This is a genomic window from Amycolatopsis granulosa, assembly GCF_011758745.1.
GTDB classification, from domain to species: Bacteria; Actinomycetota; Actinomycetes; order Mycobacteriales; family Pseudonocardiaceae; genus Amycolatopsis_E; species Amycolatopsis_E granulosa.
In genome coordinates this window covers 240,848-263,511 of record NZ_JAANOV010000001.1, presented here as the reverse complement: position 1 = coordinate 263,511, position 22,664 = coordinate 240,848, and the positions used below count along the sequence as shown (strand labels likewise).

Genomic DNA, 22,664 nt, shown 5'->3' with positions numbered 1-22,664 from the left:
TCAGCGGATGCTCTGGCCGCCGTCGATGACGACGACCTCGCCGGTCATGAAGTCCGAAGCGGGGCCGGCCAGCAGCAGCAGCCACGGCTTGAGTTCATCCGGATCCCCCATCCGGCGCGCCGGGATCGCCCGCACCACGCGCGCCAGCATGTCCGGGTTCCCGTGCACGTCGGCGTTGAGCGCGGTGGCGAAGTAGCCGGGCGCGATCGCGTTCACCTGGATCCCGTGCGGGGCCCATTCCACGGCCATCGAGCGGGTGAAGGCGATGATCGCGCCCTTGGACGCCGAGTACGCCGCGTGCCGCGCGATGCCCTGGAGGGCGAAGTTGGACGCGATGTTGACGACCTTGCCCGAGCCCTGGGCGATCAGGTGCCTGCCGACCGCGCGGGTCGCCAGGAAGGTGCCGCGCAGGTTGGTAGCGATCACCCGGTCCCACTCCGCCGCCGGCTGGTCGACCAGGGCGGAGGTCGCCACGATGCCGGAGTTGTTGACGAGGATGTCCACCCGTCCGAACGTCTCGACCGTCGCGGTGACCATCTGCTCCACCGCGGACTCGTCGGTGATGTCGGTGGGACAGGCCAGCGCCGAACCACCGGAGGCCTTCACCTCGTCGGCGAACCGGTCCAGTTCGGACCGGGTGCGCGCGGCGACGGTGACCGCCGCCCCCGCTTCGGCCAGTGCCTGCGCCATCGCCCGGCCCAACCCGCGGCCCGCGCCGGTCACGATGGCGACCTTGCCCTGCAAACTTGCTGTCGTCACGCCACACCCTCCATCGCCCGGGTGGTTTCACGGCCGATGAGCAGCCGCTGGATCTCGTTGGTGCCGTCGTAGATCTGGGTGACCTTGGCGTCCCGCAGGCAGCGCTCGACACCCACCGCGGCGAGGTCACCGTACGGGCCGAGGATGCGGGCGGCGTCCACCGCCGCGCGGAACCCCAGGTCCGTGCACGACTGCTTCATGATCGCGATCTGGCCCGGGGACACCCGCGGGTCCGCGTCGACCTGCCGGGCGACAGCGTGCAGCAGGAGCCGGCCCTGCAGGATGCGGCCCCGCAGCCCGGCGAGCGCGAACGAGCACTCGTCCGGCAGCCGCGAACCGTGCAGCCGGGTCAGGGCCGCGAGCGTGCGCGCGTAGGCGGCGCGGGCCAGGCCGACGCCCTGCGCGGCCGCGCTGATGCGCGACTTCACGACCGAGCTCATCACCACCGACCAGCCGCCGCCCACCTCGCCGAGCACGTTGTCCCGCGGAACCGGGACGCGGTCGAAGAACAGCTCGGCGGTGCTCGAACCGTGCATGCCCATCTTCGTGAACGGCGCACCCCGGGTCAGGCCCGGGCGGTCACCGTCGACGACGAAGGCGGTCACGCCCCGGCGGCCCAGTGCGCGGTCGACGGTGGCGAAACAGACGATCACGCCGGCCTTGTCGCCGGTGGTGATGAACGTCTTCTGCCCGGTGATCGACCAGCCGTCCGGGGTTTCGGTGGCGGTCGTCTTCAGCGAGGCGACATCGGAGCCCGCGTCCGGTTCGGTGATGGCGAGCGAGCCGTAGCGCGAGGCGTCGAGCAGCCCGGGGATGTACCGCTGCCGCAGGTCGTCCGTGCCGGCGAGCAGGATGGGGTAGGCGGCGTGGGTCTGGGTCATGAACACCAGGCTGGTCGCCGCGCAACCGGCGGTGACCTCCTCCATCGCCACCGCGTAGGCGACGGTGCTGTCGCCGCTGCCGCCGAGGTGTTCCGGGAACAGCAGCCCGCACAGGCCGGCCCGGGCCAGCGCCTGCACGCCCTCGTGGGCGAAGGCGTGCGTGGCGTCCAGGATCGCCGCGCGCGGCGCGACCTCCGACGCCACCACCTCCCGGGTGCGGTCGCGGATCTCCCGCTCGCGCGGGGTCAGCGCCGCGTCGGCCGCCGGTTCGTCGAGCACCGCGTGCAGGCGGTGGTACGCGTCGGGGTCGATGTCCAAGTCGAGTGGCTCGGCCGGCATCCTCAGTCCTCCGGGTTCGGGAACACGGGGGGCCTGCGCTCGGTGAACGCGGCCACCCCCTCGGTGGATTCCGGGCTCGCGATCGCCCGCGCCGCGAGCTCGGTCTCGGTGGTCAGCCCCTCCTCCAGCGGCGCGTCCCGAGCCGCCTCGGCGGCGTGCAGGATGGCGCGCACGGCGAGCGGGCCGCGCGCGGCGATCGTCTCGGCGATCGACGTCGCGGTGGGCAGGAGCTCCTCCGGCGCCACGGGGGGTACCGGTGTGACGCCCAGCTCGTAGGCGCGGTCGGCGGACAGCCGCGCCCCGGTCAGCATCAGGTGCGCGGCGACCCGGTGCCCGACCGCGCGCGGCAGCCGCTGGGTACCGCCGTAGCCGGGGATCAGGCCCAGGGCCGCCTCGGGCAGCCCCAACGACGCCCGGGTGGACAGCACCGCGAAGGTCGAGGCCAGGACCAGCTCGAACCCACCGCCGAGCGCGAGCCCGTTGACGGCGGCGATGACCGGAACCGGGGCGCGCTCGATCGCGCGCAACGCGGCCTGCCCCGCCGCCATCACCTCCCGTGCCTTGTCCAGATCCGATCCGAGCACCGAGATCTCGTTCAGGTCGGCCCCGGCGCTGAACGCCTTCTCCCCGCTGCCGGTGATCACCACCGCCCGGACCGTCCGGTCGTCCGCGGCCTCCTCCACCGCCCGGCGCAGATCCGCCAGCAACGCGCCGGTGAGGGCGTTCAGCGCCGCCGGGCGGTGGATGGTGAGCGTCACCACCGCGCCGCTGCGCTGCGCGAGCAGGTCGCTCATGACGCCGCCGCCTCACCAGCCACGCCAACCTCGACGGTCCCGGCGTCTGCGCCGGGGCCGTCGGAAACCACACCCTTGCGTTTCATCCGCGTGATGTCCTCCTCGTGGTAGCCCAGGCCGCGCAGGACCTGGCGGGTGTGCTCGCCGAGCGCCGGGAACCGTTCGTTGCGCGGCGCCACCGACGACAGCCGGAACGGGCTGCGGACGGTGACCAGCTCGTCGCCCGAGCCGGGGACCGGGAGCACCGCGCCGCGGGCCACCACCTGCGGGTCCTTGACCACTTCGGACAGCGTGTGCACGATCGCGGCGGGCACCTGGGCGGTGCCGAGGATCCGCAGCCAGTCGGCCGCGGGCCGGGTGGCGAGGCGGGCGGCGATCGCCTCGGTGACGCGAGCCCGCTGCTCACGCCGGCCGGCGTTGCCGGCCAGCGCGGGATCGGCGGCCAGGTCCTCCAGCTCGAGCGCGCGGCAGAGGCGCTGCCACATCAGGTCGTTGCCGACGGCGACCACCATCGTGCGGTCCGCGGTCTCGAAAGGCTGGTAGACGGCGAGCACCGAATCGGTGCCGCCACTGGGTGCCGGTTCGGGCTCACCGGCGTGGAAAGCGGCGATCCGCGGCGCCATGAGCGCGAGGTCGGCGTCGAGCAGGGAGACGTCGATGATCTCGCCCGCGCCGCTGACCCGCTGGCGGACCAGGGCGGCGTTGACCGCGATGGCCGCGCACATCCCGGTGACCACATCGGACAGCGCGGTCGACACGCGCTGCGGGCTGCGGCCCTGTTCCCCGGTGACCGACATCAGGCCGGAACGGGCCTGGGCGACCAGGTCGTAGCCCGGCAGGCCGCGGTCCGGGCCGTCCAGCCCGAAACCCGACAGCGCGCAGTAGACCAGGCGAGGGTTGCGGGAGCGCAGCTGCTCACCGTCGATGCCCAGGGCGGCGGCCTTGGCCGGGTTCACGTTGTGCAGGAACACGTCGGCGGTGTCGACCAGCCGCAACAGCACCTCGCGCCCCTCCGGCGCGCGGATGTCGAGCACGACGGACTGCTTGTTGCGGTTGGCGGAGGCGAACCAGGCCGATTCCCCGGCCACGAAGGGCGGCCCCCAGCCTCGCGCGTCGTCCCCCGTCCCCGGGCGCTCGACCTTGATGACGGTGGCGCCGAGGTCACCGAGGTACATCGCGGCCGTGGGCCCCGCGTAGGACGTGGTCATGTCCACCACACGGACACCCTCGAGCGGTCCGAGTGCGACCGGCATCGGCTTCCCCTCCCGTCGGTTCGGGCTGACACTTGCACCAGCAGAGAGCACGCAGACTAGCAGTAAGTAAGCAGGTTGCTCAACGTCTGACATTTAACGAATTGCAGCTGCTTGACCTTGACACTGATGTGAAGGTTGCACGCTGGAGGCATGAACGTAGAACTCTTCGACTACCAGCCGATCGTTGATCGCGAGCCGATCACCTGGCCCAACGGTGCGCGCGTCGCCTTCTACGTCGGCCTCAACATCGAGCACTTCCACGTGGACAAGCCCTCGACCAGCATCTGGGCCTCGACCAACACCCTGGTGCCCGACCCGCTCAACTACGGCTGGCGCGACTACGGGATGCGCGTCGGCATCTGGCGCGTGATCGAGACCCTGGACCGGTACGGGATCCGGGCGTCGACGCTGCTCAATTCGGAGGTCGCGGAGCACTACCCGCAGGTCATCGAGGCCGGGCGCGCGCGGAACTGGGCCTGGCTCGCGCACGGGCAGACCAACTCGCGGCTGCACGCGAACCTGGAGATCGACGACGAGCGGGAGATCCTCGCCGACATCGTCACCACCATCGAGAAGGCGAGCGGGCAGCGGCCGAAGGGCTGGATGGGTCCCGGTCTGACCGAGACCATGAACACGCCGCGGCTGCTGGCCGAACTCGGCCTGAGCTACGTGCTGGACTGGACCAACGACGACCAGCCCTACCGGCTGAACGTGCCCGGTCTGCTGAGCGTCCCCTACACGCTCGAGGTGAACGACCTGCTCATGTTCGTCACCAAGGGATTCACCGGTCCGCAGGTGCTGCAGATCATCAAGGACCAGTTCGACCAGCTCTACGCGGACTCGGCGGCCAGCGGGCGGGTGATGGCGCTCGCGCTGCACCCGTTCGTCATCGGCCAGCCGTTCCGGGCGCGCTACCTCGACGAGGCGCTGGCCTACATCGCCGGCCACGAGGGTGTCTGGCTCACCACCAGCGACGAGATCGCCGAGCACTACCGGCGCACCACCGCCTGAACCGCGAGCGGCGGTCCGCCCAGCCAGGGCCTGGCTGGGCGGACCGCCGTCGCGGTCAGGAGGCGATGGGATCCGGGCTCGGCGCCTCGGGCAGCACCGGTGCCTTCGCGTTCGCCCGCGGCAGGGCGAGGCTCACCAGAAACCCGACGACCATGCCGGCCGCGGTCAGCAGCACCACGACGAACTCGCCGTGCGCCGTGGCCGCGCGCAGGTTCTCGCCGGTCTTGCCACCGGTGCCGATCTCGGCGAGCGCGGTGAACACGGCGAGGCCGATGGCGTTGCCGATGTTCAGGGCCGTGGACGCGATGCCGTTGGCCACACCCTGTTCGTGCGGCGCGGTTCCGGTGGCGGCGGCGATCCACATCGCCGTCCACACCACGCCCTGCCCGACACCGGAGACGATCAGCCCGGGCACGAGCATGCCGTAACCGGCACCGGCGTCGAACCCGATCGCCATCACCGCGGTGCCGACCACGCCGACCCCGAACCCGATCAGCAGGGTGCGGCGCAGGCCCATCCGCGTGGTCATCCGTTCGCCCAGCTGGGTGCCGGTCGCGATGGCCAGCGACGGAACCAGGAAGGCCAGGCCGGTCTGCAGGGCGCTGAAGCCGTGCACGCTCTGCATCAGCACCGTCAGGAAGTACGGCAGCACACCGAAGGTGGCCATGTAGATGAAGGTGACGGTCATGCCCATGGTCAGGCTGCGGTTGCGGAACAGCCGGAACGGCATCAGCGGATCGGCGCTGCGCTGTTCGATCACCGCGAACGCCACCAGCAACAGCGCGGCCAGCACGAACGCGCCGACCACCAGGGGGCTGCCCCAGCCCTGCTCCGGCCCCTGGACCAGGGCGAAGACGAGCAGCGTCGCACCCGCGGTGACGGTCAGCGAACCGGGCAGGTCGAAGCGGCGCTTCTCCCCGCGGGCCGGGTCGCGCGGGATGACGGCCAGCGCGGCCAGCGCCACGATGCCGGCCAGCGGCACGTTGACGTAGAACACCGCGGGCCAGCCGAAGTTCTCGGTGAGCACGCCGCCCAGCAGCGCGCCGATGGTCAGACCGCTCGCGCCCGCGCCGCCCCAGACCGCGAGCGCCCGGTTGCGCTGCGGGCCCTCCGGGAACAGCGTGTTGATCAGCGAGAGGGTGGACGGCAGCAGCAGCGCGCCCCCGATCCCCTGCACCGCCCGCGCGATGATGATCATGGCCGGCGTCGGCGCGAGGCCACCGGCCAGCGACGACACCGCATACAGGGCCAGGGCGAACACGAAGACCCGGCGGCGGCCGAGCAGGTCCGCGGCCCGCCCGCCGAAGAGCAGGAATCCGCCGGCGAACACCACGTAGGCACTCACCACCAGCTGCTGGGTCTGCCCGGGGAAGCCCAGCTCCGCACCGATCTCGGGGAGGGCGACGAACACGATGTTCAGGTCGAGCGCGTAGATGAGTTGCGCCAGCGCCAGCAGGGCCAGGATCCACCCCAGCCTCCGCCCGGCGGGCCGGCTCGGAACAGCGGACATGCGACAGGACACCTTCCGGGATCTCGAGGGGACACGGCTGGGCGGCACCGGCCAACCGAAGTACGACTGTACGAATACTTGCGTACAGTCGTACCGCTTGGCAAGGGGATACCTACGATTGTTCGCGTATCGCGGTATGGTAGTACCGTGAGGTACCGTCATCCGGCCCGTGACCAGATCCGCATCGACGGGGTGCTGTCGGCGCTGGGGCATCCCGTGCGCCTGGCGGCCGTGCGCGTGCTCGACGCCGGCGGTGAGCACAACTGCGGCAGCGTGCTGACCGTGCTGGGCATCCCCGCCAAGTCGACGATGACCCACCACTGGCGGGTCCTGCGCGATGCCGGGGTGATCACCCAGGAGCCGTCCGGCCGGGAGAACCTGCTGACGCTGCGCCGGGAGGACCTCGACGTCCGCTACCCCGGTTTGCTGGACACCATCCTCGCCGGCGCCCGCACCGACGAAGCCGGCGCCTGATTCCGCGGCTCGCGGGCCGCCGTTCGCGTCCGGCGGCGGGAACCGGTAGGAACGGGACATGACCGCCGACGGACGCAGCGCGCTCGCGATCCCGGTGCCGGCCGCCGACCCGCTGCTCGCGCGGGCGGCCGGGCAGTCGGCCGCCGCGCGGCGCGGGCTGCCCGCGCACCTGACGCTGCTGTACCCGTTCCTGCCCGCCGCCGACCTGGGCGCCGCCACCACCGCGGCCCTGGCGGACCTCCTCGGGCAGCAATGCGAACTCGAGGTGCGGTTCACGCGCTGCCACGTCCGGGACGGGTTCGTGTTCCTGCGGCCGGAACCCGCCGAACCGCTGCACGAGCTGATCGCCCGCCTGCGGCGCCGGTGGCCGGGGCTGCGGCCCTACGACGGCCGGTTCGGCGACACCGTCGACGCGCACGTGACCATCGCGATGGACGCCCCGGACGGCACGGCGCTCGCGCGGGCGGTGGACGCCGGCCTTCCGCTGCGCGCGCGGCTGACGGAGGCGTGGCTGGCGGTGCCGGGCGCCGGATGGCGTCTGGTGGACCGGTTCCCGTTCCGCGCCGCACCGTCGTCTTAGGACCGCCCGGCCCAGCCCGGTGGGCCGCGGTCCATACCCCGTGGAGGGACATCGCCGCGCTCGTGCGGAATTTTGACGAAATCTTGAGCGGTCCCGGACCACCACCCCGGTACCGGTGCACGCCCACAATGGCCTTATGGCCATCGCACCGGAGCGGCACGCGGCGCCGGCCCTGCCCGAGGAATCGCTCGGCTACGTGCTGAAACGGATCCTTCTCGGGCGGCCGCTGATCACCAGCCGCCTGCACGCCGAACGGCTGTCCAATCCCGTCGCGCTCGGCGTGCTGTCCCCGGACGCGATCTCCTCCTCCGCCTACGGCACCGAGGAGATCCTCATCGAATTGCTGCCCTACGCCGGATTGGCGGCGTTCGCACTGGTTGTTCCGATCACCGGGATCATCCTGTTCATCCTGCTGCTGGTGACCCTCTCCTACCGCCAGGTCGTGATGGCCTACACCCGCGCGGGCGGGTCCTACATCGTCGCCAGGGAGAACTTCGGCCCGCGGTTCGCGCAGGTCGCGGCCGCGGCGCTGCTGATCGACTACGTGGTCACGGTGGCCGTGCAGGCGGCCGCCGGCACGGTCGCGGTGGTGTCGGCCGTCCCGGTGCTCGGCCGGTACCACCTGGAAATCACCATCGCCGTCGTCCTGCTGCTGTGCTACGGCAACCTCCGCGGGCTGCGGGAGGCCGGCCGTCCCTTCGCGGCACCGACCTACTTCTTCGTCGGCATGGTCGGGCTGATGATCGTGGTGGGCGTGGTGCGGGCGGCCCTGGGCAGCCTGTCCCGCTACGACCCGGCGCAGCTGCCCGGTGCGGTCGCCGTGCACCAGGGCAACGGCCTGGTGATGGGCGCGACGGTCCTGGTGGTGCTGCGGGCGTTCGCCAACGGCGGCTCGTCGCTGACCGGCGTGGAGGCGATCTCCAACACCGTGAGCGCGTTCGGCAAGCCCCAGGGCCGCAACGCCCGGCTCGTGCTGACCGTCATGGCGTCGATCCTGGGGTTCCTCGTGGCCGGGGTGTCGTTCCTGGCCTTCGTCACCCACGCGACGCCCTTCACCGCCGGGTACCCGTCGGTCCTGTCGCAGGAGGCCCGGCTCGTGTTCGGGCAGGGACCACTGGGCACCGTCCTGTACGCCGCGCTCCAGACGGCCTCCGCGCTGATCCTCTACACCGGCGCGAACACCAGCTTCAACGGCTTCCCGTTCCTGGCCAGTTTCGTCGCCGAGGACCGGTTCCTGCCGCGGCAGCTCACCCGCCGGGGCCACCGGCTGGTGTTCTCCAACGGCATCCTCGTGCTGGCCGCGCTGTCCGTCGCGTTGCTGCTGGTCACCGGTGGGTCGGTGAACGGCCTGGTGCCGTTCTACGCGATCGGGGTGTTCACCGGGTTCGCGGTCGCCGGGTTCGGCATGACCCGCCACCACCTGCGGCTGCGGGAGCCCGGCTGGCGGCACCGGCTCGTGATCAACTTCGCGGCGGGCGCGCTCGCCACGGTGGTGGTCGGCATCTTCGCGGTGGCGAAGTTCGCCGAGGGCGCGTGGCTGATCGTCGTGGTGTTCCCGGTGCTGGTGTTCGTGCTCATCCGGCTCAACCGGGAGTACCGCCTGGAGGAAGCGGTGCTCGACCGGGTCAGGGAGAACCCGGCGCGCGTGGTGAACTACGCCCGCCACGAGGTCTTCATCCTCGTCAACACCGCCGACCTCGCCGTGATGGAAACCGTGCGCTACGCGCGCGCCCTGCGCGGGTCGGATCAGACCGCGGTGCACTTCATGCTGGACCGGGTGCACGCCGAACGTCTGCGGCAGCGGTGGGAGCGGCTCGGTCTGGACCTGCCACTGCGCATTGTGGACTGCCCCGACCGGCGGCTCGGCCGGGCCGCGCAGAAGCTGGTCGCCGAGGCCACCCGCGTGCCCGGCACCGGTGTCACCGTGCTCCTCCCGCGGCGCACCTACTCGCCGATGCTGGGCCGGCTGCTGCACGACCGCACCGCGGACCGGATCGCCAAGGGGGTCAGCCGGCTCGAGCACGCGGCGGCCACCATCGTGCCCTTCGACGTGCAGGGCCGGATCCGGCGCTTCTTCCCGGACCTGCCCGGGGAACGGCTCACCACGGCGGTGGAGCGGCTCGCCGACCACATCGCCGGTGCCCCGGCCGCCGACGAGGAGGCGGAGAAGCCGCCGCCACCGGCCAGCGCGGTGCCCATCGACGCGCTGCGCGCCGGCCAGCACGCCACCATCGCCGGGCGCCTGCACGAACTGCGGCTCGTCCACTCCGACCACGAGCCGCGGATGCTCGGGCGCCTCGTCGACGCCACCGGCGAGGTCACCGTCGAGTTCGCGCCACCCGCCCGCGGCCTGGAGGTCGGCCGGCTGCTCCGCGTCACCGGCGAGGTCGGCACCGGTGCCGACGGACTGCTGGTGCGGCACGCGCGGCACCGGCTGCTGCCGGAGTCCGCCGGCCAGGGATGAGCACCCGGCACGCGGTGCGGCCATCGTCCACAATGGTCCACGTGGCCGGGGACGCTGAGCGGACGCTGAGAACGCGGCCCGCCGGGTTCCCGGTCCAGGGGCGGGGTGATCGGTAGAGTCGGCGGTATGCGTGCACCCCGGAGCCCACTGGAACGGCGGGCATTCTTCGGACTGCTGGCGCTGGGCGCGGCCGTCGCCGTCACCGGGTGTTCCAGCGACCCACCCGGCACCGCACCTTCCGCGACCACCACCACCTCACCCGGGCCGCCGAGCGGCAACGATCCGGACGTGCCGGCCGAGACCGGCGCCGGTGGCCCGACCGGGTTGCTGAGCAAGGGGCCGGCCGGGAGCAACCAGATCGCGCTGACCGTGGACGACGGCTACAGCAACGAGGTGGTCGCCGGTTACGTCGCGTTCGCCCAGCGCACCGGCATCCACCTCACGTTCAGCCCCAACGGTCTCTACGCCCACGCGTGGGCGCCGCACGCCGCCACGCTCGCACCGCTGATCGAGGCGGGCCAGGTGCAGATCATCAACCACACCTTCAACCACCACGACCTCCGGCCGATGACCGACGCGCAGATCCGCGCCGAGCTCGAGCGCAACGACGAGTGGGTCAGCACCACCTTCGGCACCCGCACCACGCCGTACTACCGGCCGCCGTTCGGCTTCCACAACGCGCACGTCGACGGCGTCGCCGCCGAGCTCGGCTACCGCAACACGGTGATGTGGAACGGCTCCTACGGCGACTCGAAGCTGGTCACCCCCGACTACCTGATGTCGCAGGCCCGCCGGTACCTGCAACCCGGGACGATCCTGCTCGGCCACGCCAACCACCCCACGGTGCTCGGGCTGCTCGACCAGATCGCCGACCTCATCCGGGAGCGCCACCTGACCCCGGTCACGCTCCGGGAGATGTTCCCGGCCACCGAGCACTGACCGGCGCGTTTCGCCGCGCGGCGCGGCGGGAAAGCCAGCGGCGTGCACGCTCCTCATCTGGGCGGGGTCGGCGCCTACACCACCGGCACCGTGCTCGCGGTGATCGCGGCCGTGTTGTTCGCCGTGGGGTCGGTCCTGCAGCACGAGGCTCTCTCCGGCCGGGACGTCGACCTGCGGACCCTGGTGCGCCGCCCGATGTGGCTCGGCGGCCAGGCCGCGACCGCCTCCGGCAGTCTCGTGCAGGTCGCCGCGCTCGCGTTCGCGCCGGTGTCGATCGTGCAGCCCCTGCTGGCGGGCGCGATGGTGATCGCGCTGGGCGTGCGGGCGGTGTGGGACCGCTGCCTGCCCGGGCGTGGCGAAGTGCTCGGCGCGGTGTGCACCGTGGGCGGGCTGACGGCGTTCCTGCTGACCGCGCGCCCGGCCCAGGGGCGTCCGGACCACCTGCCCAATCCGGTCGTGGTGCTGGGCGTGGTCGCCGGGGTGCTGGTGCTGGTCGGGCTCGCCGCGCGCACCCGCCGCGGCGCCGCTCCGGCCGCCGTGGTGTGCGGGGTGTGCGCCGGGATCGCGGCCGGCTGTGCCGCCGTGCTGATCTCGTCCGCGTTCAAGGAGGCCGGCCACAGCGGGCACGCCCTCACCGACGGCGCTTTCTGGTTCCTGGTGGCGGCGGCGATCGTGGTCGCCGTGGTGGCACAGGTCGGCAGCCAGCAGGCGTACTCGCGGGGTGCCCTGGCGTGGTCGTTGCCCGCGCTGACGGTCCTCGACCCGCTGGCGGCGATTCCGGCGGCCCGGCTGCTCCTCGGGGAACGGCTCGAACCCGGCCATGCCGCGGCGTGGGGACCGGCCGCGCTGGTCGCCGTTGTCGGCGTGGTGCTGCTGGCGCGCACCGGCGAGACCTGCCGCCGCCCGTTCCTGCGGCCACGGGCCGCGGCCGGCGCGCGGGACCCGGCGGGAAAACCCTGACCGGGGTTTCAGCGCGCGGCGGCCACCGCGACCGGCCGGGGGACGCGCGACCTTGCCGGGTGTGCTCGTGACGCGCACGCCGCGTCGGCTGCACGCGGGCGCCACCGGCGGGCGCCCGCGCTGCGGTCAGTAAGCGGCCTGCACGCTGCCGTTCGCGCTGTACCAGGTGATGGTGCCGTTCTGGAAGTTGTTGCGCCGCCCGCCCGGGACACCGTACTCGTCGCTGGTCGGGTACCGCAGCGGGCTGGTTTCCCAGCCCAGGGCGGCCCATTTGTCCCGGATCGCGCCGTACAGAGACCACGCGCCGGTGGATGCGGTCCAGTAGATCGAGGCGCGGTTGGTGAAGTGGTTGTACCGGCCGATTCCGTCCGGGGTGGTCGACTCGTCCGTCGTCGGGTAGCCGAGGCCGGTCTCCCAGCCCAGCGCCGCCCACTTCGACCGGATCGCACCCTGAATCGCATGCGCACCGGTACCCGGCGTCCAGTAGACCGACGCACCGCCGCCCGAATTGAAGTGGTTGTACCGGCCGACCCCGTCCGGGGTGGCCGACTCATCCGTCGTCGGGTAACCCAGTGTCTTCTCCGCGCCCAGGGCCAGCCACCTCGACCGGATCGCACCCTGAATCGCATGCGCACCGGTACCCGGCGTCCAGTAGACCGACGCACCGCCGCCCGAATTGAAGTGGTTGTACCGGCCGACCCCGTCCGGGGTGGCCAACTCGTCCGTGGTCGGATACCCGAGGCCGGTCTCCCAGCCCAGCTCCGCCCACTTCGACCGGATCGCACCCTGAATCGCATGCGCACCGGTACCCGGCGTCCAGTAGACCGACGCACCAGCACCCGAACTGAAGTGGTTGTACCGGCCGACCCCGTCCGGGGTGGCCAACTCATCCGTCGTCGGGTAACCCAGTGTCTTCTCCGCGCCCAGGGCCAGCCACCTGGCCCGGATGTCACCGCCGATCAGGTGCACGCCGGTGCCGCCGGAGTAGTAGAGCGAGGAACCGCCGAACGTGCTGAACTGGCCGGCACCATCGGCGGCGGTGGCGGTATCGGTCGTGGGGAACCCGATGGCCGCGGGGCCGCCGAGTTGCCGGTAACGGTCGAGGATCGGCCCGGTCACGGCGTGCGCACCGGTGGCGGGCGAGTAGTAGATCGTGCCGTGCTCGTAGTCCTGGCCCCAGCCCGAGGCGACGACGTACTCACCACCGACCGGTTGTCCCAGCCCGGAGCCGCTCCCGCCGAGCGCGGTGTAGCGGGCCTGGATCTGGTCCGGGCCGTCGCCGGTGGTGAAGGCGGCCAGATCGGCCGCCGAGCCGGCGAAGACGTCCTGGTCCCCCGGGAACGTGCCGGACGTCGCGTACTGGAAGAACGTGTACGCGCTCCACGACGCGGGGATCGTCGGCGCGCCACCGGCGTCGGAGTTGCTCGGCGCGATCCACAGTGGATCGTTGGCGAACGCCGCGGAGTTGGCGGTGCAGGTGGACCACCAGCCGTTGGTGGTGTAGATGACCGGCCAGCGACCGGTGCGGTCGTGGATCGTCGTGGCGAACTCGCTGATCCACGCCGTCAACTGGGCCGGGGTGAGGTTGTAGCACCAGCCGGCCCAGTCCGCGGTGCCGTACGGGTTGTACTCGATGTCGAGCACCGGCGGCAGCGTGCGGCCGTCGGCAACCCATCCGCCGCCGTGCGCGAGGAAGAACATGGCCTGGGCGGCGCCGCTGGAGTCGCCCGGGAGGGCGAAGTGGTAGGCGCCGCGGGCGAGTCCCGCGTTCGCCGAACCGGTGTAGTTCACGCCGAACTGCGGATCGGTGTAACCGGTGCCCTCGGTCGCCTTCAGGTACGCGAACTTCGCTCCCTTCGCCGCCGCGGACGGCCAGTCCACGGTGCCCTGGTAGTGGGAGACGTCCATCCCGGGGGTGCCGGCCGGTGCGGCGGCCGGCTGCGCGGTGGCGGCGAAGGAGCGCGCCGCGGGCGGGGAGTGCACCGTCGACCCGGCAAAATCGGTGTCCGGATGGGCGGGGCCGGACGCGGTGGCCGCGACGGCGGGGAGCCCCAGCGGCGTCAGCCCGGCCACCAGGACAGCGAGCAGCACGAGCGCACGCGTCGAGCGCACGGGACCTCCCCAGTACAAGGCAACGGAATCCGGTTCGACCGAACGCGGCGAACGGAACTGTAAACGGTGCCGGATCCACAGTGGAAACCGGACACCCCATTACCGCTGGGAAAAGGACATCGGCGGTGGTCGGAAACTTCCCGACCACCCGGCCCGGCCGTCAGTCAGCCGGTCATCCCCGCGTTTTTCGCCCGGTAAAGCCGTTTCCGGAAACCGTTTCGGTCCCGCGACTGCTCCGAACGGAGCAATCCTGCCCGCGCCCGGCGCCGGTCGGGGTCCACCGGTCAGTGGTCCACCGGTCAGGGCCGGTAGAGCCAGTCGGTCCAGCGGTAGTCGTCCAGCCGGCGTTCACCCAGGTACTGGTTGCGCAGCAGGCGGGCCAGCCCGTCGCAGTGCCACAGCTCGCCCCACACGCGGGCGCTGGACTGCACCCGCGCGGTCCGGTCGAGGCGGGCCTGCTCGTAAGCGGTGAGCGCGGACGGCCAGTCCAGCGCCGACGCGGCCTGCTGCTTGGCGACCTCACCGGCCAGGCTGTGCGCGTCCTCCAGCGCCTGGCACGCACCCTGCGCCAGGTACTGCAACATCGGATGCGCGGCGTCCCCGGTGAGCGCCAGGCGGCCGTCCACCCAGTTCCGCACGGGCAGCCGGTCGTACATCGGCCACCGCCGGTCCCGCCACAGCCACGCCAAGCCGCGCCGCACCGCGTCACACGTGCCCTCGAACGCCGCGTCCAGCTCGTCCGGCCCGCCCCACTCCGCGGCGCCCCGGTCGAAGGCCGGCGAGGCGAACACGGCCACCGTGTTGAGCAGCTCGCCACCGCGCAACGGGTACTGCACGAGGTGGCACCGCGGTCCGAAGTGGACGACCACATCGGTCAGCACGTCGGCGTCCAGGCCGGTCACCTCCGCCACCGGGCGGGTACCGCGGTAGGCCACGTACCCGGAACACACCGGCTGGTCGGCGGACAGCCGCGGCCGCAGCGACGACCACAACCCGTCCGCCGCCAGCACGGCGTCCCCGGCGAACTCCCGCTCCCCCACCCGCACGCGCACACCCTCGGCGTCCACCTCGACGTCGTCGACCTTGTGATCGGCCAGCAGCTCGACCCCGGCATCCCGGCAGGCGTCGTGCAGGATCGTCAGCAGGTCGCTGCGGTGGATCACCACGTACGGCGCGCCGTAGCGGCCGGTGAACCCGCGCCCGAGGTCCAGCGAGGTCAGCTCGGCGCCGTCGAGCGCGTCCTTGAGCACGAGCCGCCGCGGCAGCACACCACGGGCGACCACCTCGTCGAGCAGGCCCCACTCGCGCAGGATCCGGGTGGCGTTCGGCGCCAGCTGCAAGCCCGCACCCACCTCGGCGAACTCCGGCGCCCGCTCGAGCACCCGGACCCGGTGCCCGGCCGCGGCCAGGGCGTAGGCGTTGGCCAGTCCGCCGATGCCACCACCGACGACCACCACCTCGGTGCCGCTCATCTCCATCTCCTCCTACAACCAGGGGCCCAGATCAGGGGCCTGGGCGGTGCGTCCGGTGAACCAGCTCGCCAGAGCCGGACCGTGCCCCTGCGCGATCCGGCGGGTCAGCGTGTCGTCGATCAGCGCCCGGACCAGGTCCGCCGGCAGGTCCGCGAAGTCCACCCCGGCGCCGAGATCGACCGCGTGCACGGCGACCTCGCGGGTCCGCATCCAGACGATCTCGGTGGCCGGGACGGTGCGGCCCTGCGCGGTGACCACCTCGTTCGACCAGGCTTCGCCCGGCAGCGCGTCCAGGTCCGCGGCCAGTGCGTCCGCCGATCCGCGGACCAGCCGCCGCAGTTCCGGCACGGGCAGGCGCGCACCCGCCTCGATTTCGGCAGTGCGCTGCCCGGCGTCGGCGTACATGCGTGACTCCACACCGGTGCGTGCCCAGTTCACCAGGCGCCGCAACGCTTCGGCGTTGTAGTGCAGGTGCGCGACGAGGTGGCGGCGGGTCCAGCCGGGCAGCAGCGTCGGCGCGTCGAACGCGTCGTCGGGCAGCTCGCCGATCACCCGCAGGACCAGCCGGGTGCCCTCGTCCATCCAGTCACGCCTGCTCATCACACGCCACGTTGTCCAGCCGGCCGAGGCCGCTGATCTCGGTGACCAGCCGGGCGCCGTGGGACAGGTAGCGCGGCGGCTTGCGGGCGTGGCCGACGCCGCCGGGCGTGCCGGTGGCGATCACGTCACCGGGCCGCAGCGTCAGGATCGTCGAGGCGTACCGGACGAGCTGGACCGGGTCGAACACCAGGTCGCCGGTGTTGGCCTTCTGCACCTGCTCACCGTCCACCGCGCAGCTCAGCTCGAGCGCGGGCGCGGTGCCGCCCGGCAGCTCGTCGGGCGTCACGAGGTACGGGCCGAACGGGGTGGTGCCCTCGAACGTCTTGCCCGGCAACCACATCGGCGAGTGGTACTGCCAGTCCCGCGCGGTGACGTCGTTGAGGACGCTGAATCCGGCGATCGCCGCGGCCGCCTCGGCGTCACCCGCGCGCCGCACGGTCGCGCCGATGATCAGCGCCAGTTCGGCTTCCCAGTCCACCGCGGCCGACTCCGGCGGCAGCGCGACCGGGTCGCCCGGGCCGATCAGCGCCTCCGGGTACTTGGCGAACAGCGTCGGGTACCGCGGGATTTCGCGGCCCATCTCCAGGATGTGGTTGCGGTAGTTCAGCCCGACGCACAGGATCTTGCCGGGCCGCGGCACGACGGGGGCGAGGTCGGCACCGGCCAGCGGCCGCTCCGGGGTGAGGGCCGCGGCCTGGGCGCGCCAGTCCTCCTGGGCCAGGAACGCGCCGACATCGGGCGCGCCGAGCTCGGCGTAGCGCTCGCCCTCGACGCGGACCGCGCGGGTGCCCTCTGCGGTGCGCAGGGTCGCCAGTTTCACTGCTGTCCTCCCACCTGCACGCGATCGGCGTGCAGTCGTTCGAAGATCGGGGTGTCGCTGAACCGGAACAGGTCCAGCTGCGTGCCGGCGGCCAGGGTGACCTCGGCCCAGGACGGCACGACGAACAGGTCGCCGTGGTCGACGCGCCACTCCTGATCGGCGACCCGGACCGTGCCGGAGCCCTCGAACACCTGCCACACGGCCGAACCGACCTCCCGGCGCGGCGCGGTCCGGGTCCCGGCGCGCAACCGGTGGAACTCCGCGCGGATGGTCGGCATCACGTCGCCGCCGGTGGTCGGGTTGGTGAAGCGGATCGCGGCGTGACCCGGCTCCACCACACCCGGGTGGCCCTCGTCCTCCAGCGCGAGCTGGTCGGTCAGCGCGGCGTCGGTGTGCTCCCACCGGTAGGCGGCGATCGGCGAGTGCACGGCGGGCGCGGTCTGCGACAGCGGGCGCAGGCCGGGGTGGGCCCACAGCCGCTCCGCCCGCGAGCGGGCCGGGGTCTCGGTGCTGGACACCCGCTCCGGCCCGAACTCGAAGAACGCCGAGCCGGTGTAGTGCACGAACGGGATGTCCAGCCCGTCGATCCACGCCATCGGCTCGGACGAGATGTTGTGGTGGCCGTGGAAGTGCCAGCCCGGCGTGAGCAGGAAGTCGCCGCGGCGCATGGCGACCGGGTCACCGTCGACCACGGTCCACACACCCTCGCCCTCGACCACGAACCGGAACGCGTTCTGCGTGTGCCGGTGCTCGGGGGCGTTCTCGCCGGGACCGAGGTACTGGATCGCGGCCCACAGCGTGGGTGTCGCGTACGGCGCGCCGCCGAGGCCCGGGTTGGCGAGCGCGATGGCGCGCCGCTCGCCGCCGCGGCCGACCGGGACCAGCTCACCGGCCTTCTCCGCGAGCGGCAGCAGGGTCTGCCAGCGCCAGGCGTGCGGGCGCATCGCCGGCGCCGGGCTCGCCGGCATCAGGTCGCCGATCTCGGTCCACAGTGGAACGAGCAGTTCCTTCGCGAAGCCGCGGTAGAGCTCGTCGAGCTCCGGGGAGGGATCCGGCTGGCTGGGGGTCATCGGGTGACCACTCCTTCCTTGACGGCAACGGGCGCGACCTCGCGCCACGCGGCGGGCATGCCGGAAACGTAAGCTTGTTCTGTCAGCAGGGATCGGAAATTCTGCTCTGAAGAACACGCCGCCGTACGGATCGGCCCGGGCCGGTGCCCGCGAGCTCCGTCAGCCCGGCGCCGGTGGAGCCGGAAGAGCGCGTGGCCTGGTATTTGCACGCGCGCTCTACGAGCGCTGGGCACGGTAGGCTGGAGTGAGCGACACGAAGGAGACCGCAATGGGCATCGCCGACGACGCCGTGGAGATCCGCGCCCGGGGCTGGCGCACCCTCGCCGCCCTGCACAATCTGATCGAAACCGAACTCGAACGGTCGCTGCAGCGGGAGCACCAGCTGTCGGTGGTGGAGTTCACGGTCCTGGACGCGCTCAGCCGCCAGGACGGGTGGCACATGCGGATGCAGCAGCTGTCCCGGGCGGCCGCACTGTCCAGCAGCGCGACCACCCGGCTGGTGACCCGCCTGGAGGACCGCGGGCTGCTGACACGGGTCCTGTGCGCCGACGACCGCCGCGGCATCTACACCGAGCTCACCTCCGAGGGGCAGCGCGCGCTCGCCCGCGCGCGGCCGACCCACGACGAAGTGCTCGAGAAGTCGCTCGAGCGCGCGGCCGGCATGCCCGAGCTGGCCCCCCTCGTCGCCGCCCTGGAATCCTGACCGGATCCGGCAGTGGCTCCGCGGGCGAGCCCGCGGAGCCACCGCCCGGTCACCGCGCCTGGTCCAGCGCGCGCCGCAGGTGGAAGGCGAGCACCTTCGAGTAGGTGCGGCACATCTGGAAGTTGCCCGCGGTGAACCACAGTCCGGGGTGCGGGGTGCGCCGCCACATGTTGCGGATCTCGCCCTCGTCGTCGTAACCCCAGATGGGTCCCACGGTCTCGGCCACCTCGTCCCCCATCAGGTGCCGCAAGCCCTCCTGCTGGCTCCGGTACCCGGTGGCGAGCACGACGAGATCCGCCTCGACCACGGAGCCGTCGGACATCCGCAGCCCCGCACGCACGAACCGGTCCGCGTCCGACCACTGCACCAGGCCGATCTCGCCGGAGATGAGCAGGTCCGAGCACCCGACGTTGAGGTAGTACCCGCCGCCGCGGCGCATGTACTTCATCTGCTGCCCGGTCTCGTCGTGGCCGTAGTCGGTGCGGAAACCGACCCGGTTGAGCCCCTCGACGAGGTCGCGGTCGAGTTCCTTCATCCGCGCCGTGAGCTGCTTCGCGCCCACGACGAGGTCCGGGTACGGCACCGACAGCCCGATCAGGTCGCTGTCCTCCAGCGTCGGTGCGGTCAGGTAGGAGGCGTCGGCCAGCGCGGCACTCGGGTCGATGCTGATCACCGTCGTGGGGCTGCGCTGGACCATGGTGACCGAGGCGCCGTTGGCGTGCAGGTCCTGCGCCACGTCGTGCCCGCTGTTGCCGGTGCCCACCACGATGACCCGCCGGCCGGCGTGGGCGGCGCCGTCCTGGTAGGCGCTGGAGTGCACCACCTCCCCCGCGAACTCGCCGAGGCCGGGCAGGTCCGGGACGAAGGGCAGGCCGCTCACGCCCGTCGCGATCACGACGTGCCTGGGGCGCAGCACCCGCGTGCTGCCGTCGGCACGGCGCAGCCGGGCCTCCCAGGTGCCGCTCGCGGCGGAGTACGCGGCCCCCTCGAGGGTGGTGCCGCCCCAGAAGTTGATCTCCATCGCGTCCACGTAGGACTCGAACCAGCCGGCCAGCTTGTCCTTGGGCAGGAACACCGGCCAGGTCTGCGGGAACGGCAGGTACGGCAGGTCGTTGAGCCACACCGCGTTGTGCAACGTCAGCGCGTGGTAGCGCTTGCGCCAGTTGTCGCCGGGACGCTCGTGCGTGTCGACCACGAGCGCGTCCACGTCGAGCTGTCCCAGGCGCGCGGCGAGCGCCAGTCCGCTCTGCCCGCCGCCCACGATGAGAACGTCCGGATCGTGATCGGCATAGGCCCGCGCCGCCTCCCGGCGGTCGAGCCAGTTCGGGCCGCCGAACTTCGCCGAGTCGCGCTGGCCCACCGGCCGGTTCTCGCCGGTGCGTTCCGGATAGCCGGCCAGCTGGTCCACTGTGGTCAGCAGGTTCCGCGCCACGTGGCCGCGCCCGGGCTCCTCGACCAGCCGCACGACACCCGCGCCGCTGCCCGCGGTGACCTCGAACTCGAAGATCGCCTCCACCGCGCGGATGCCGTTGCGCTCGACGAACCGCGGCGGGGTGCGGCCGGCCGCGACCCGGAACCCGGAGGCCTTGGCGACCGGCTGGCGGGCGGCCAGCTCCACCGGCACCCGGTCCCCCGCCACCGTGCGGATGTCGTCGGTGAACGCCACCAGGTCGCGCCAGTAGCACTCGTTCGCGAACAGCCCGGACAGATCGGCTCCGCGCGTCAGCACGTTGCCGAACTCGTCGAGCCACCGTTGCGCGATCGCCGCCGGGTCGGTCGTCGTCATCATCGTCTCCTGAGGGTAGCGAGCGGTCACGGGATGAGGCGCAGGGCGCGCATCCGGTCGAGGTTGTCCAGGAAGCTGTCGTGGGTGTCGATGCACTCGGTGAACCCGGCACGGCGGATCTTGATCGTGCTCTGCACCATGTCGGCCTCGTTGGCGAGCCAGCCGTCGATGAACGGCCACGCGGCCACGGCGGACAGCGGCAGCGACCGCAGACCGTGCTCGGCCGTCAGGGCATCCCAGGTGCTGTCCTTGTCCGCCATCTGCTCGGCGAGGGACATCGGCTGCGGCGGCGCCGCGGGCATCGCGAAGAACGCCGCGATGTCCGGCCACAGGTGCTGCCAGCGGAAGTGGTCGCCGTTGGTGACGTTGAAGACCTCGCCGCGCGCGGCCGCGCTGTCCAGCGCCCACTCGACCGCGCCGGCGATGATCCGCGCGTCGGTGGCCTGGTGCAGTGCCGTCCACGCCCCCGGCGTGCCCGGGAACCGCAGGGGCACGCCCTGGTACTTGCTGACCGCCGCGAACACCCCCAGCCCGGTGACCATGTTCATCGGTGAGCCGAGGCTGACCCCCAGCACGCCGTCCGGCCGCAGCACCGTCCAGGTGTAACCCGCCCGTCCGGCGTCCGTCCACAGCAGATCTTCCTGGTCGTTGTAGAAGATCGGCCCGAGAAAACGCGGATCGCTCTCCTTCGCCGGCGTCTTGTAGTGGCCGAGGTGCTCGCCGTAGGACTTGCCCCCGCCGATGAGCACGACGTGGCGCACCGTCGACGCGCTCGCGTGCAGCGCGTCGAGCAGATGCCGCAGCATGGCGACGTTCGGGCCGACCGTCGCCGCCATGGTCTCGCGCTCCACGTACGCGGCGAACACGACGTCGGTGATGTCCGCCCGGCCTGCCAGCGCGGCGATCGTCGCGTCGCGGTCCAGCAGGTCGACCTGCACGTGGTCGTCGATCACGGTCCCGTCGGGGAGGGTGACCGGGCCGCGGCGGGCCAGCGTCACCACCCGCCGGTCGTGGTCGCGCAGCCGCTGCGCCACCGCCCCGCCGATGACACCGTGCGCCCCGACGACGAGTGTGGTTGGAGTTGTCACTGTTGTTCTCTCCGGTTGGTTGCGTGGATGGAGCTCATGCCGGGCCCGCTCCGGCCCGGCGGGACCGCAGGCGGTCCAGCGCGACAGCGACGACGATGACCGCGCCCTGGATGATTTGCTGGTAGAACGAGGACACGTCGAGCAGCGTCATCCCGTTGACCAGCACACCCATGATGGCGGCGCCGAGGAACGTGCCGGTCAGCGATCCACGCCCGCCCATCAGTGACGTGCCGCCGAGCACCACGGCCGCGATGGCGGACAGCTCGTAGCCGGTGCCCAGGTCGGGCACCGAGCTCTGCAGGCGGGCCGAAGCGATCACCCCGCCGATCGCCGCGCACAGCCCGGACAGGACGTAGACCCACACGAGCACGCGCCGGACCGGGATGCCGGCCAGCCGCGCGGCCTCGGGGTTGCCGCCCACCGCGAAGACCCACCGCCCGAACACCGTCCGGTTGAGCAGGTAACCACCGATCGCGAACACCGCGACCATGACCAGCACCGGCGTCGGGACGCCCAGCACCACCCCGCTGCCCACCGCCGCGTAACCGAGGTCGGTGGAGAACAGCGTGGTTCCGCCGGTGCCCACGTAGGTCACGCCACGCAGGTAGGTGAGCGCGGCCAGCGTCACGATGAACGGCGCCAGACCGAGACCGGCCACGAGCACACCGTTGACGAGGCCCACGACCACGCCGGCGGCGAGGGCCGCCGGGAGCGCGACCAGCGCGGTGACCCCGTGCAACGACAGCGAAACCGCCACGAACGCGGTGACCCCCACGGCCGAGCCGACCGACAGGTCGATGCCCGCGGTGATGATGACGAAGGTCAGGCCGGCCCCGAGGACCGCGGTGACGGCGATCTGCCGGGCGATGTCGAGCAGGTTGGGTACGGTGAAGAAGTAGGGCGCCGCGATCGCGAACACGATGACGAGCACGAGCAACGCGGACAGCACGCCGAGCCAGTCGGCCACGCTCCCCCGCCGCCGCAGCCTCCGCCGCGGGTCCCGCCGGTCCGGCGGGGCTGCTTCGATCACTGACGTCGTTTCCATCTGA

20 protein-coding genes are annotated in these 22,664 nt (G+C 72.3%); 7 read left to right on the top strand and 13 right to left on the bottom strand.

The genetic code is table 11. The annotated features are described in order from the left end of the window. Genes FHX45_RS01230 through FHX45_RS01215 form a run of 4 tightly spaced genes read right to left on the bottom strand, consistent with a single transcriptional unit; the run spans position 1 to position 4,026 of the window. Positions 1 to 759 carry a glucose 1-dehydrogenase gene (locus FHX45_RS01230; RefSeq protein WP_167096189.1) on the bottom strand — a complete coding sequence of 253 codons (759 nt, stop codon included), beginning with the start codon at positions 757 to 759 and terminating at the stop codon, positions 1 to 3. Beyond that, positions 756 to 1,979 (bottom strand): acyl-CoA dehydrogenase family protein, encoded by a 1,224-nt coding sequence (locus tag FHX45_RS01225; RefSeq protein WP_167096188.1) that lies wholly within the window; start codon positions 1,977 to 1,979, stop codon positions 756 to 758. The genes FHX45_RS01230 and FHX45_RS01225 overlap by 4 nt, the downstream gene beginning before the upstream one ends. Positions 1,980 to 1,981: 2 nt before the next feature. After that, on the bottom strand, positions 1,982 to 2,773 hold the full coding sequence (locus FHX45_RS01220) for an enoyl-CoA hydratase/isomerase family protein (RefSeq protein ID WP_167096187.1): 792 nt from the start codon (positions 2,771 to 2,773) through the stop codon (positions 1,982 to 1,984). Continuing rightward, on the bottom strand, positions 2,770 to 4,026 hold the full coding sequence (locus tag FHX45_RS01215) for a CaiB/BaiF CoA transferase family protein (RefSeq protein ID WP_167096186.1): 1,257 nt from the start codon (positions 4,024 to 4,026) through the stop codon (positions 2,770 to 2,772). The genes FHX45_RS01220 and FHX45_RS01215 overlap by 4 nt, the downstream gene beginning before the upstream one ends. A gap of 150 nt (positions 4,027 to 4,176) precedes the next feature. Between FHX45_RS01215 and FHX45_RS01210 the strand changes: the two genes are divergently transcribed. Continuing rightward, a complete protein-coding gene (locus FHX45_RS01210) occupies positions 4,177 to 5,037 on the top strand; it encodes a polysaccharide deacetylase family protein (protein ID WP_167096185.1) in 861 nt (286 codons plus the stop codon). Positions 5,038 to 5,092: 55 nt separating this feature from the next. Here the strand turns inward: FHX45_RS01210 and FHX45_RS01205 are convergent, their stop codons facing one another. Continuing rightward, the gene (locus FHX45_RS01205; protein WP_208405763.1) at positions 5,093 to 6,547 is read right to left on the bottom strand and encodes an MFS transporter; all 1,455 of its coding nucleotides are present in this window, start codon (positions 6,545 to 6,547) and stop codon (positions 5,093 to 5,095) included. Positions 6,548 to 6,694: 147 nt separating this feature from the next. Here FHX45_RS01205 and FHX45_RS01200 point away from each other — a divergent pair, with 147 nt between their 5' ends. The 5 genes from FHX45_RS01200 to FHX45_RS01180 all read left to right on the top strand — a co-directional run bounded on the left by FHX45_RS01200 (position 6,695) and on the right by FHX45_RS01180 (position 11,964). Beyond that, the gene (locus FHX45_RS01200) at positions 6,695 to 7,021 is read left to right on the top strand and encodes a helix-turn-helix domain-containing protein (RefSeq protein WP_167096184.1); all 327 of its coding nucleotides are present in this window, start codon (positions 6,695 to 6,697) and stop codon (positions 7,019 to 7,021) included. 58 nt (positions 7,022 to 7,079) lie between these two features. Continuing rightward, positions 7,080 to 7,601 carry a 2'-5' RNA ligase family protein gene (locus FHX45_RS01195; RefSeq protein WP_167096183.1) on the top strand — a complete coding sequence of 174 codons (522 nt, stop codon included), beginning with the start codon at positions 7,080 to 7,082 and terminating at the stop codon, positions 7,599 to 7,601. Positions 7,602 to 7,737: 136 nt separating this feature from the next. Then, positions 7,738 to 10,065 carry an APC family permease gene (locus tag FHX45_RS01190; RefSeq protein WP_167096182.1) on the top strand — a complete coding sequence of 776 codons (2,328 nt, stop codon included), beginning with the start codon at positions 7,738 to 7,740 and terminating at the stop codon, positions 10,063 to 10,065. A gap of 126 nt (positions 10,066 to 10,191) precedes the next feature. Continuing rightward, the gene (locus tag FHX45_RS01185) at positions 10,192 to 11,004 is read left to right on the top strand and encodes a polysaccharide deacetylase family protein (RefSeq protein ID WP_167096181.1); all 813 of its coding nucleotides are present in this window, start codon (positions 10,192 to 10,194) and stop codon (positions 11,002 to 11,004) included. 42 nt (positions 11,005 to 11,046) lie between these two features. Then, entirely contained in the window at positions 11,047 to 11,964 is a 918-nt protein-coding gene (locus tag FHX45_RS01180) for a DMT family transporter (protein WP_341771299.1), read from the top strand. Positions 11,965 to 12,090: 126 nt separating this feature from the next. On the opposite strand, the gene FHX45_RS01175 is transcribed toward FHX45_RS01180, so the two are convergent. The 5 genes from FHX45_RS01175 to FHX45_RS01155 all read right to left on the bottom strand — a co-directional run bounded on the left by FHX45_RS01175 (position 12,091) and on the right by FHX45_RS01155 (position 18,038). Continuing rightward, entirely contained in the window at positions 12,091 to 14,076 is a 1,986-nt protein-coding gene (locus FHX45_RS01175; protein ID WP_341771298.1) for a GH25 family lysozyme, read from the bottom strand. 299 nt (positions 14,077 to 14,375) lie between these two features. Then, on the bottom strand, positions 14,376 to 15,548 hold the full coding sequence (locus FHX45_RS01170; protein WP_167096180.1) for an FAD-dependent oxidoreductase: 1,173 nt from the start codon (positions 15,546 to 15,548) through the stop codon (positions 14,376 to 14,378). 12 nt (positions 15,549 to 15,560) lie between these two features. Further along, positions 15,561 to 16,148, bottom strand: coding sequence for a maleylpyruvate isomerase family mycothiol-dependent enzyme (locus tag FHX45_RS01165; protein WP_243868899.1), 588 nt, complete (start codon positions 16,146 to 16,148; stop codon positions 15,561 to 15,563). Further along, positions 16,135 to 16,968 carry a fumarylacetoacetate hydrolase family protein gene (locus tag FHX45_RS01160; protein ID WP_167096179.1) on the bottom strand — a complete coding sequence of 278 codons (834 nt, stop codon included), beginning with the start codon at positions 16,966 to 16,968 and terminating at the stop codon, positions 16,135 to 16,137. Before FHX45_RS01160 ends, FHX45_RS01165 begins: the two co-directional genes overlap by 14 nt. Further along, entirely contained in the window at positions 16,965 to 18,038 is a 1,074-nt protein-coding gene (locus tag FHX45_RS01155; protein WP_167096178.1) for a cupin domain-containing protein, read from the bottom strand. The genes FHX45_RS01160 and FHX45_RS01155 overlap by 4 nt, the downstream gene beginning before the upstream one ends. 268 nt (positions 18,039 to 18,306) lie before the next feature. Here FHX45_RS01155 and FHX45_RS01150 point away from each other — a divergent pair, with 268 nt between their 5' ends. After that, positions 18,307 to 18,741 carry a MarR family winged helix-turn-helix transcriptional regulator gene (locus FHX45_RS01150; protein WP_167108159.1) on the top strand — a complete coding sequence of 145 codons (435 nt, stop codon included), beginning with the start codon at positions 18,307 to 18,309 and terminating at the stop codon, positions 18,739 to 18,741. Positions 18,742 to 18,790: 49 nt separating this feature from the next. Here FHX45_RS01150 and FHX45_RS01145 read toward each other — a convergent pair whose 3' ends face one another. Genes FHX45_RS01145 through FHX45_RS01135 form a run of 3 tightly spaced genes read right to left on the bottom strand, consistent with a single transcriptional unit; the run spans position 18,791 to position 22,660 of the window. Beyond that, complete coding sequence (locus FHX45_RS01145) at positions 18,791 to 20,527, bottom strand: flavin-containing monooxygenase (RefSeq protein ID WP_208405761.1); 1,737 nt, start codon at positions 20,525 to 20,527, stop codon at positions 18,791 to 18,793. A 26-nt stretch (positions 20,528 to 20,553) separates the two neighbouring features. Continuing rightward, complete coding sequence (locus FHX45_RS01140) at positions 20,554 to 21,615, bottom strand: NAD-dependent epimerase/dehydratase family protein (RefSeq protein WP_167096176.1); 1,062 nt, start codon at positions 21,613 to 21,615, stop codon at positions 20,554 to 20,556. Positions 21,616 to 21,649: 34 nt separating this feature from the next. Continuing rightward, positions 21,650 to 22,660, bottom strand: coding sequence for an ABC transporter permease subunit (locus FHX45_RS01135; protein WP_167096175.1), 1,011 nt, complete (start codon positions 22,658 to 22,660; stop codon positions 21,650 to 21,652). Between the last annotated feature and the right edge of the window lie 4 nt (positions 22,661 to 22,664).

Excerpts from the sequence above, each read along its gene's own strand:
- FHX45_RS01170 (WP_167096180.1), bottom strand. The coding sequence starts at position 15,548 with ATGAGCGGCACCGAGGTGGTGGTCGTCGGTGGTGGCATCGGCGGACTG.
- FHX45_RS01185 (WP_167096181.1), top strand. The coding sequence starts at position 10,192 with ATGCGTGCACCCCGGAGCCCACTGGAACGGCGGGCATTCTTCGGACTG.
- FHX45_RS01135 (WP_167096175.1), bottom strand. The coding sequence starts at position 22,660 with ATGGAAACGACGTCAGTGATCGAAGCAGCCCCGCCGGACCGGCGGGAC.
- FHX45_RS01210 (WP_167096185.1), top strand. The coding sequence starts at position 4,177 with ATGAACGTAGAACTCTTCGACTACCAGCCGATCGTTGATCGCGAGCCG.
- FHX45_RS01205 (WP_208405763.1), bottom strand. The coding sequence starts at position 6,547 with ATGTCCGCTGTTCCGAGCCGGCCCGCCGGGCGGAGGCTGGGGTGGATC.
- FHX45_RS01145 (WP_208405761.1), bottom strand. The coding sequence starts at position 20,527 with ATGACGACGACCGACCCGGCGGCGATCGCGCAACGGTGGCTCGACGAG.
- FHX45_RS01155 (WP_167096178.1), bottom strand. The coding sequence starts at position 18,038 with ATGACCCCCAGCCAGCCGGATCCCTCCCCGGAGCTCGACGAGCTCTAC.
- FHX45_RS01215 (WP_167096186.1), bottom strand. The coding sequence starts at position 4,026 with ATGCCGGTCGCACTCGGACCGCTCGAGGGTGTCCGTGTGGTGGACATG.
- FHX45_RS01190 (WP_167096182.1), top strand. The coding sequence starts at position 7,738 with ATGGCCATCGCACCGGAGCGGCACGCGGCGCCGGCCCTGCCCGAGGAA.
- FHX45_RS01220 (WP_167096187.1), bottom strand. The coding sequence starts at position 2,773 with ATGAGCGACCTGCTCGCGCAGCGCAGCGGCGCGGTGGTGACGCTCACC.
- FHX45_RS01150 (WP_167108159.1), top strand. The coding sequence starts at position 18,307 with ATGGGCATCGCCGACGACGCCGTGGAGATCCGCGCCCGGGGCTGGCGC.
- FHX45_RS01195 (WP_167096183.1), top strand. The coding sequence starts at position 7,080 with ATGACCGCCGACGGACGCAGCGCGCTCGCGATCCCGGTGCCGGCCGCC.
- FHX45_RS01225 (WP_167096188.1), bottom strand. The coding sequence starts at position 1,979 with ATGCCGGCCGAGCCACTCGACTTGGACATCGACCCCGACGCGTACCAC.
- FHX45_RS01165 (WP_243868899.1), bottom strand. The coding sequence starts at position 16,148 with ATGAGCAGGCGTGACTGGATGGACGAGGGCACCCGGCTGGTCCTGCGG.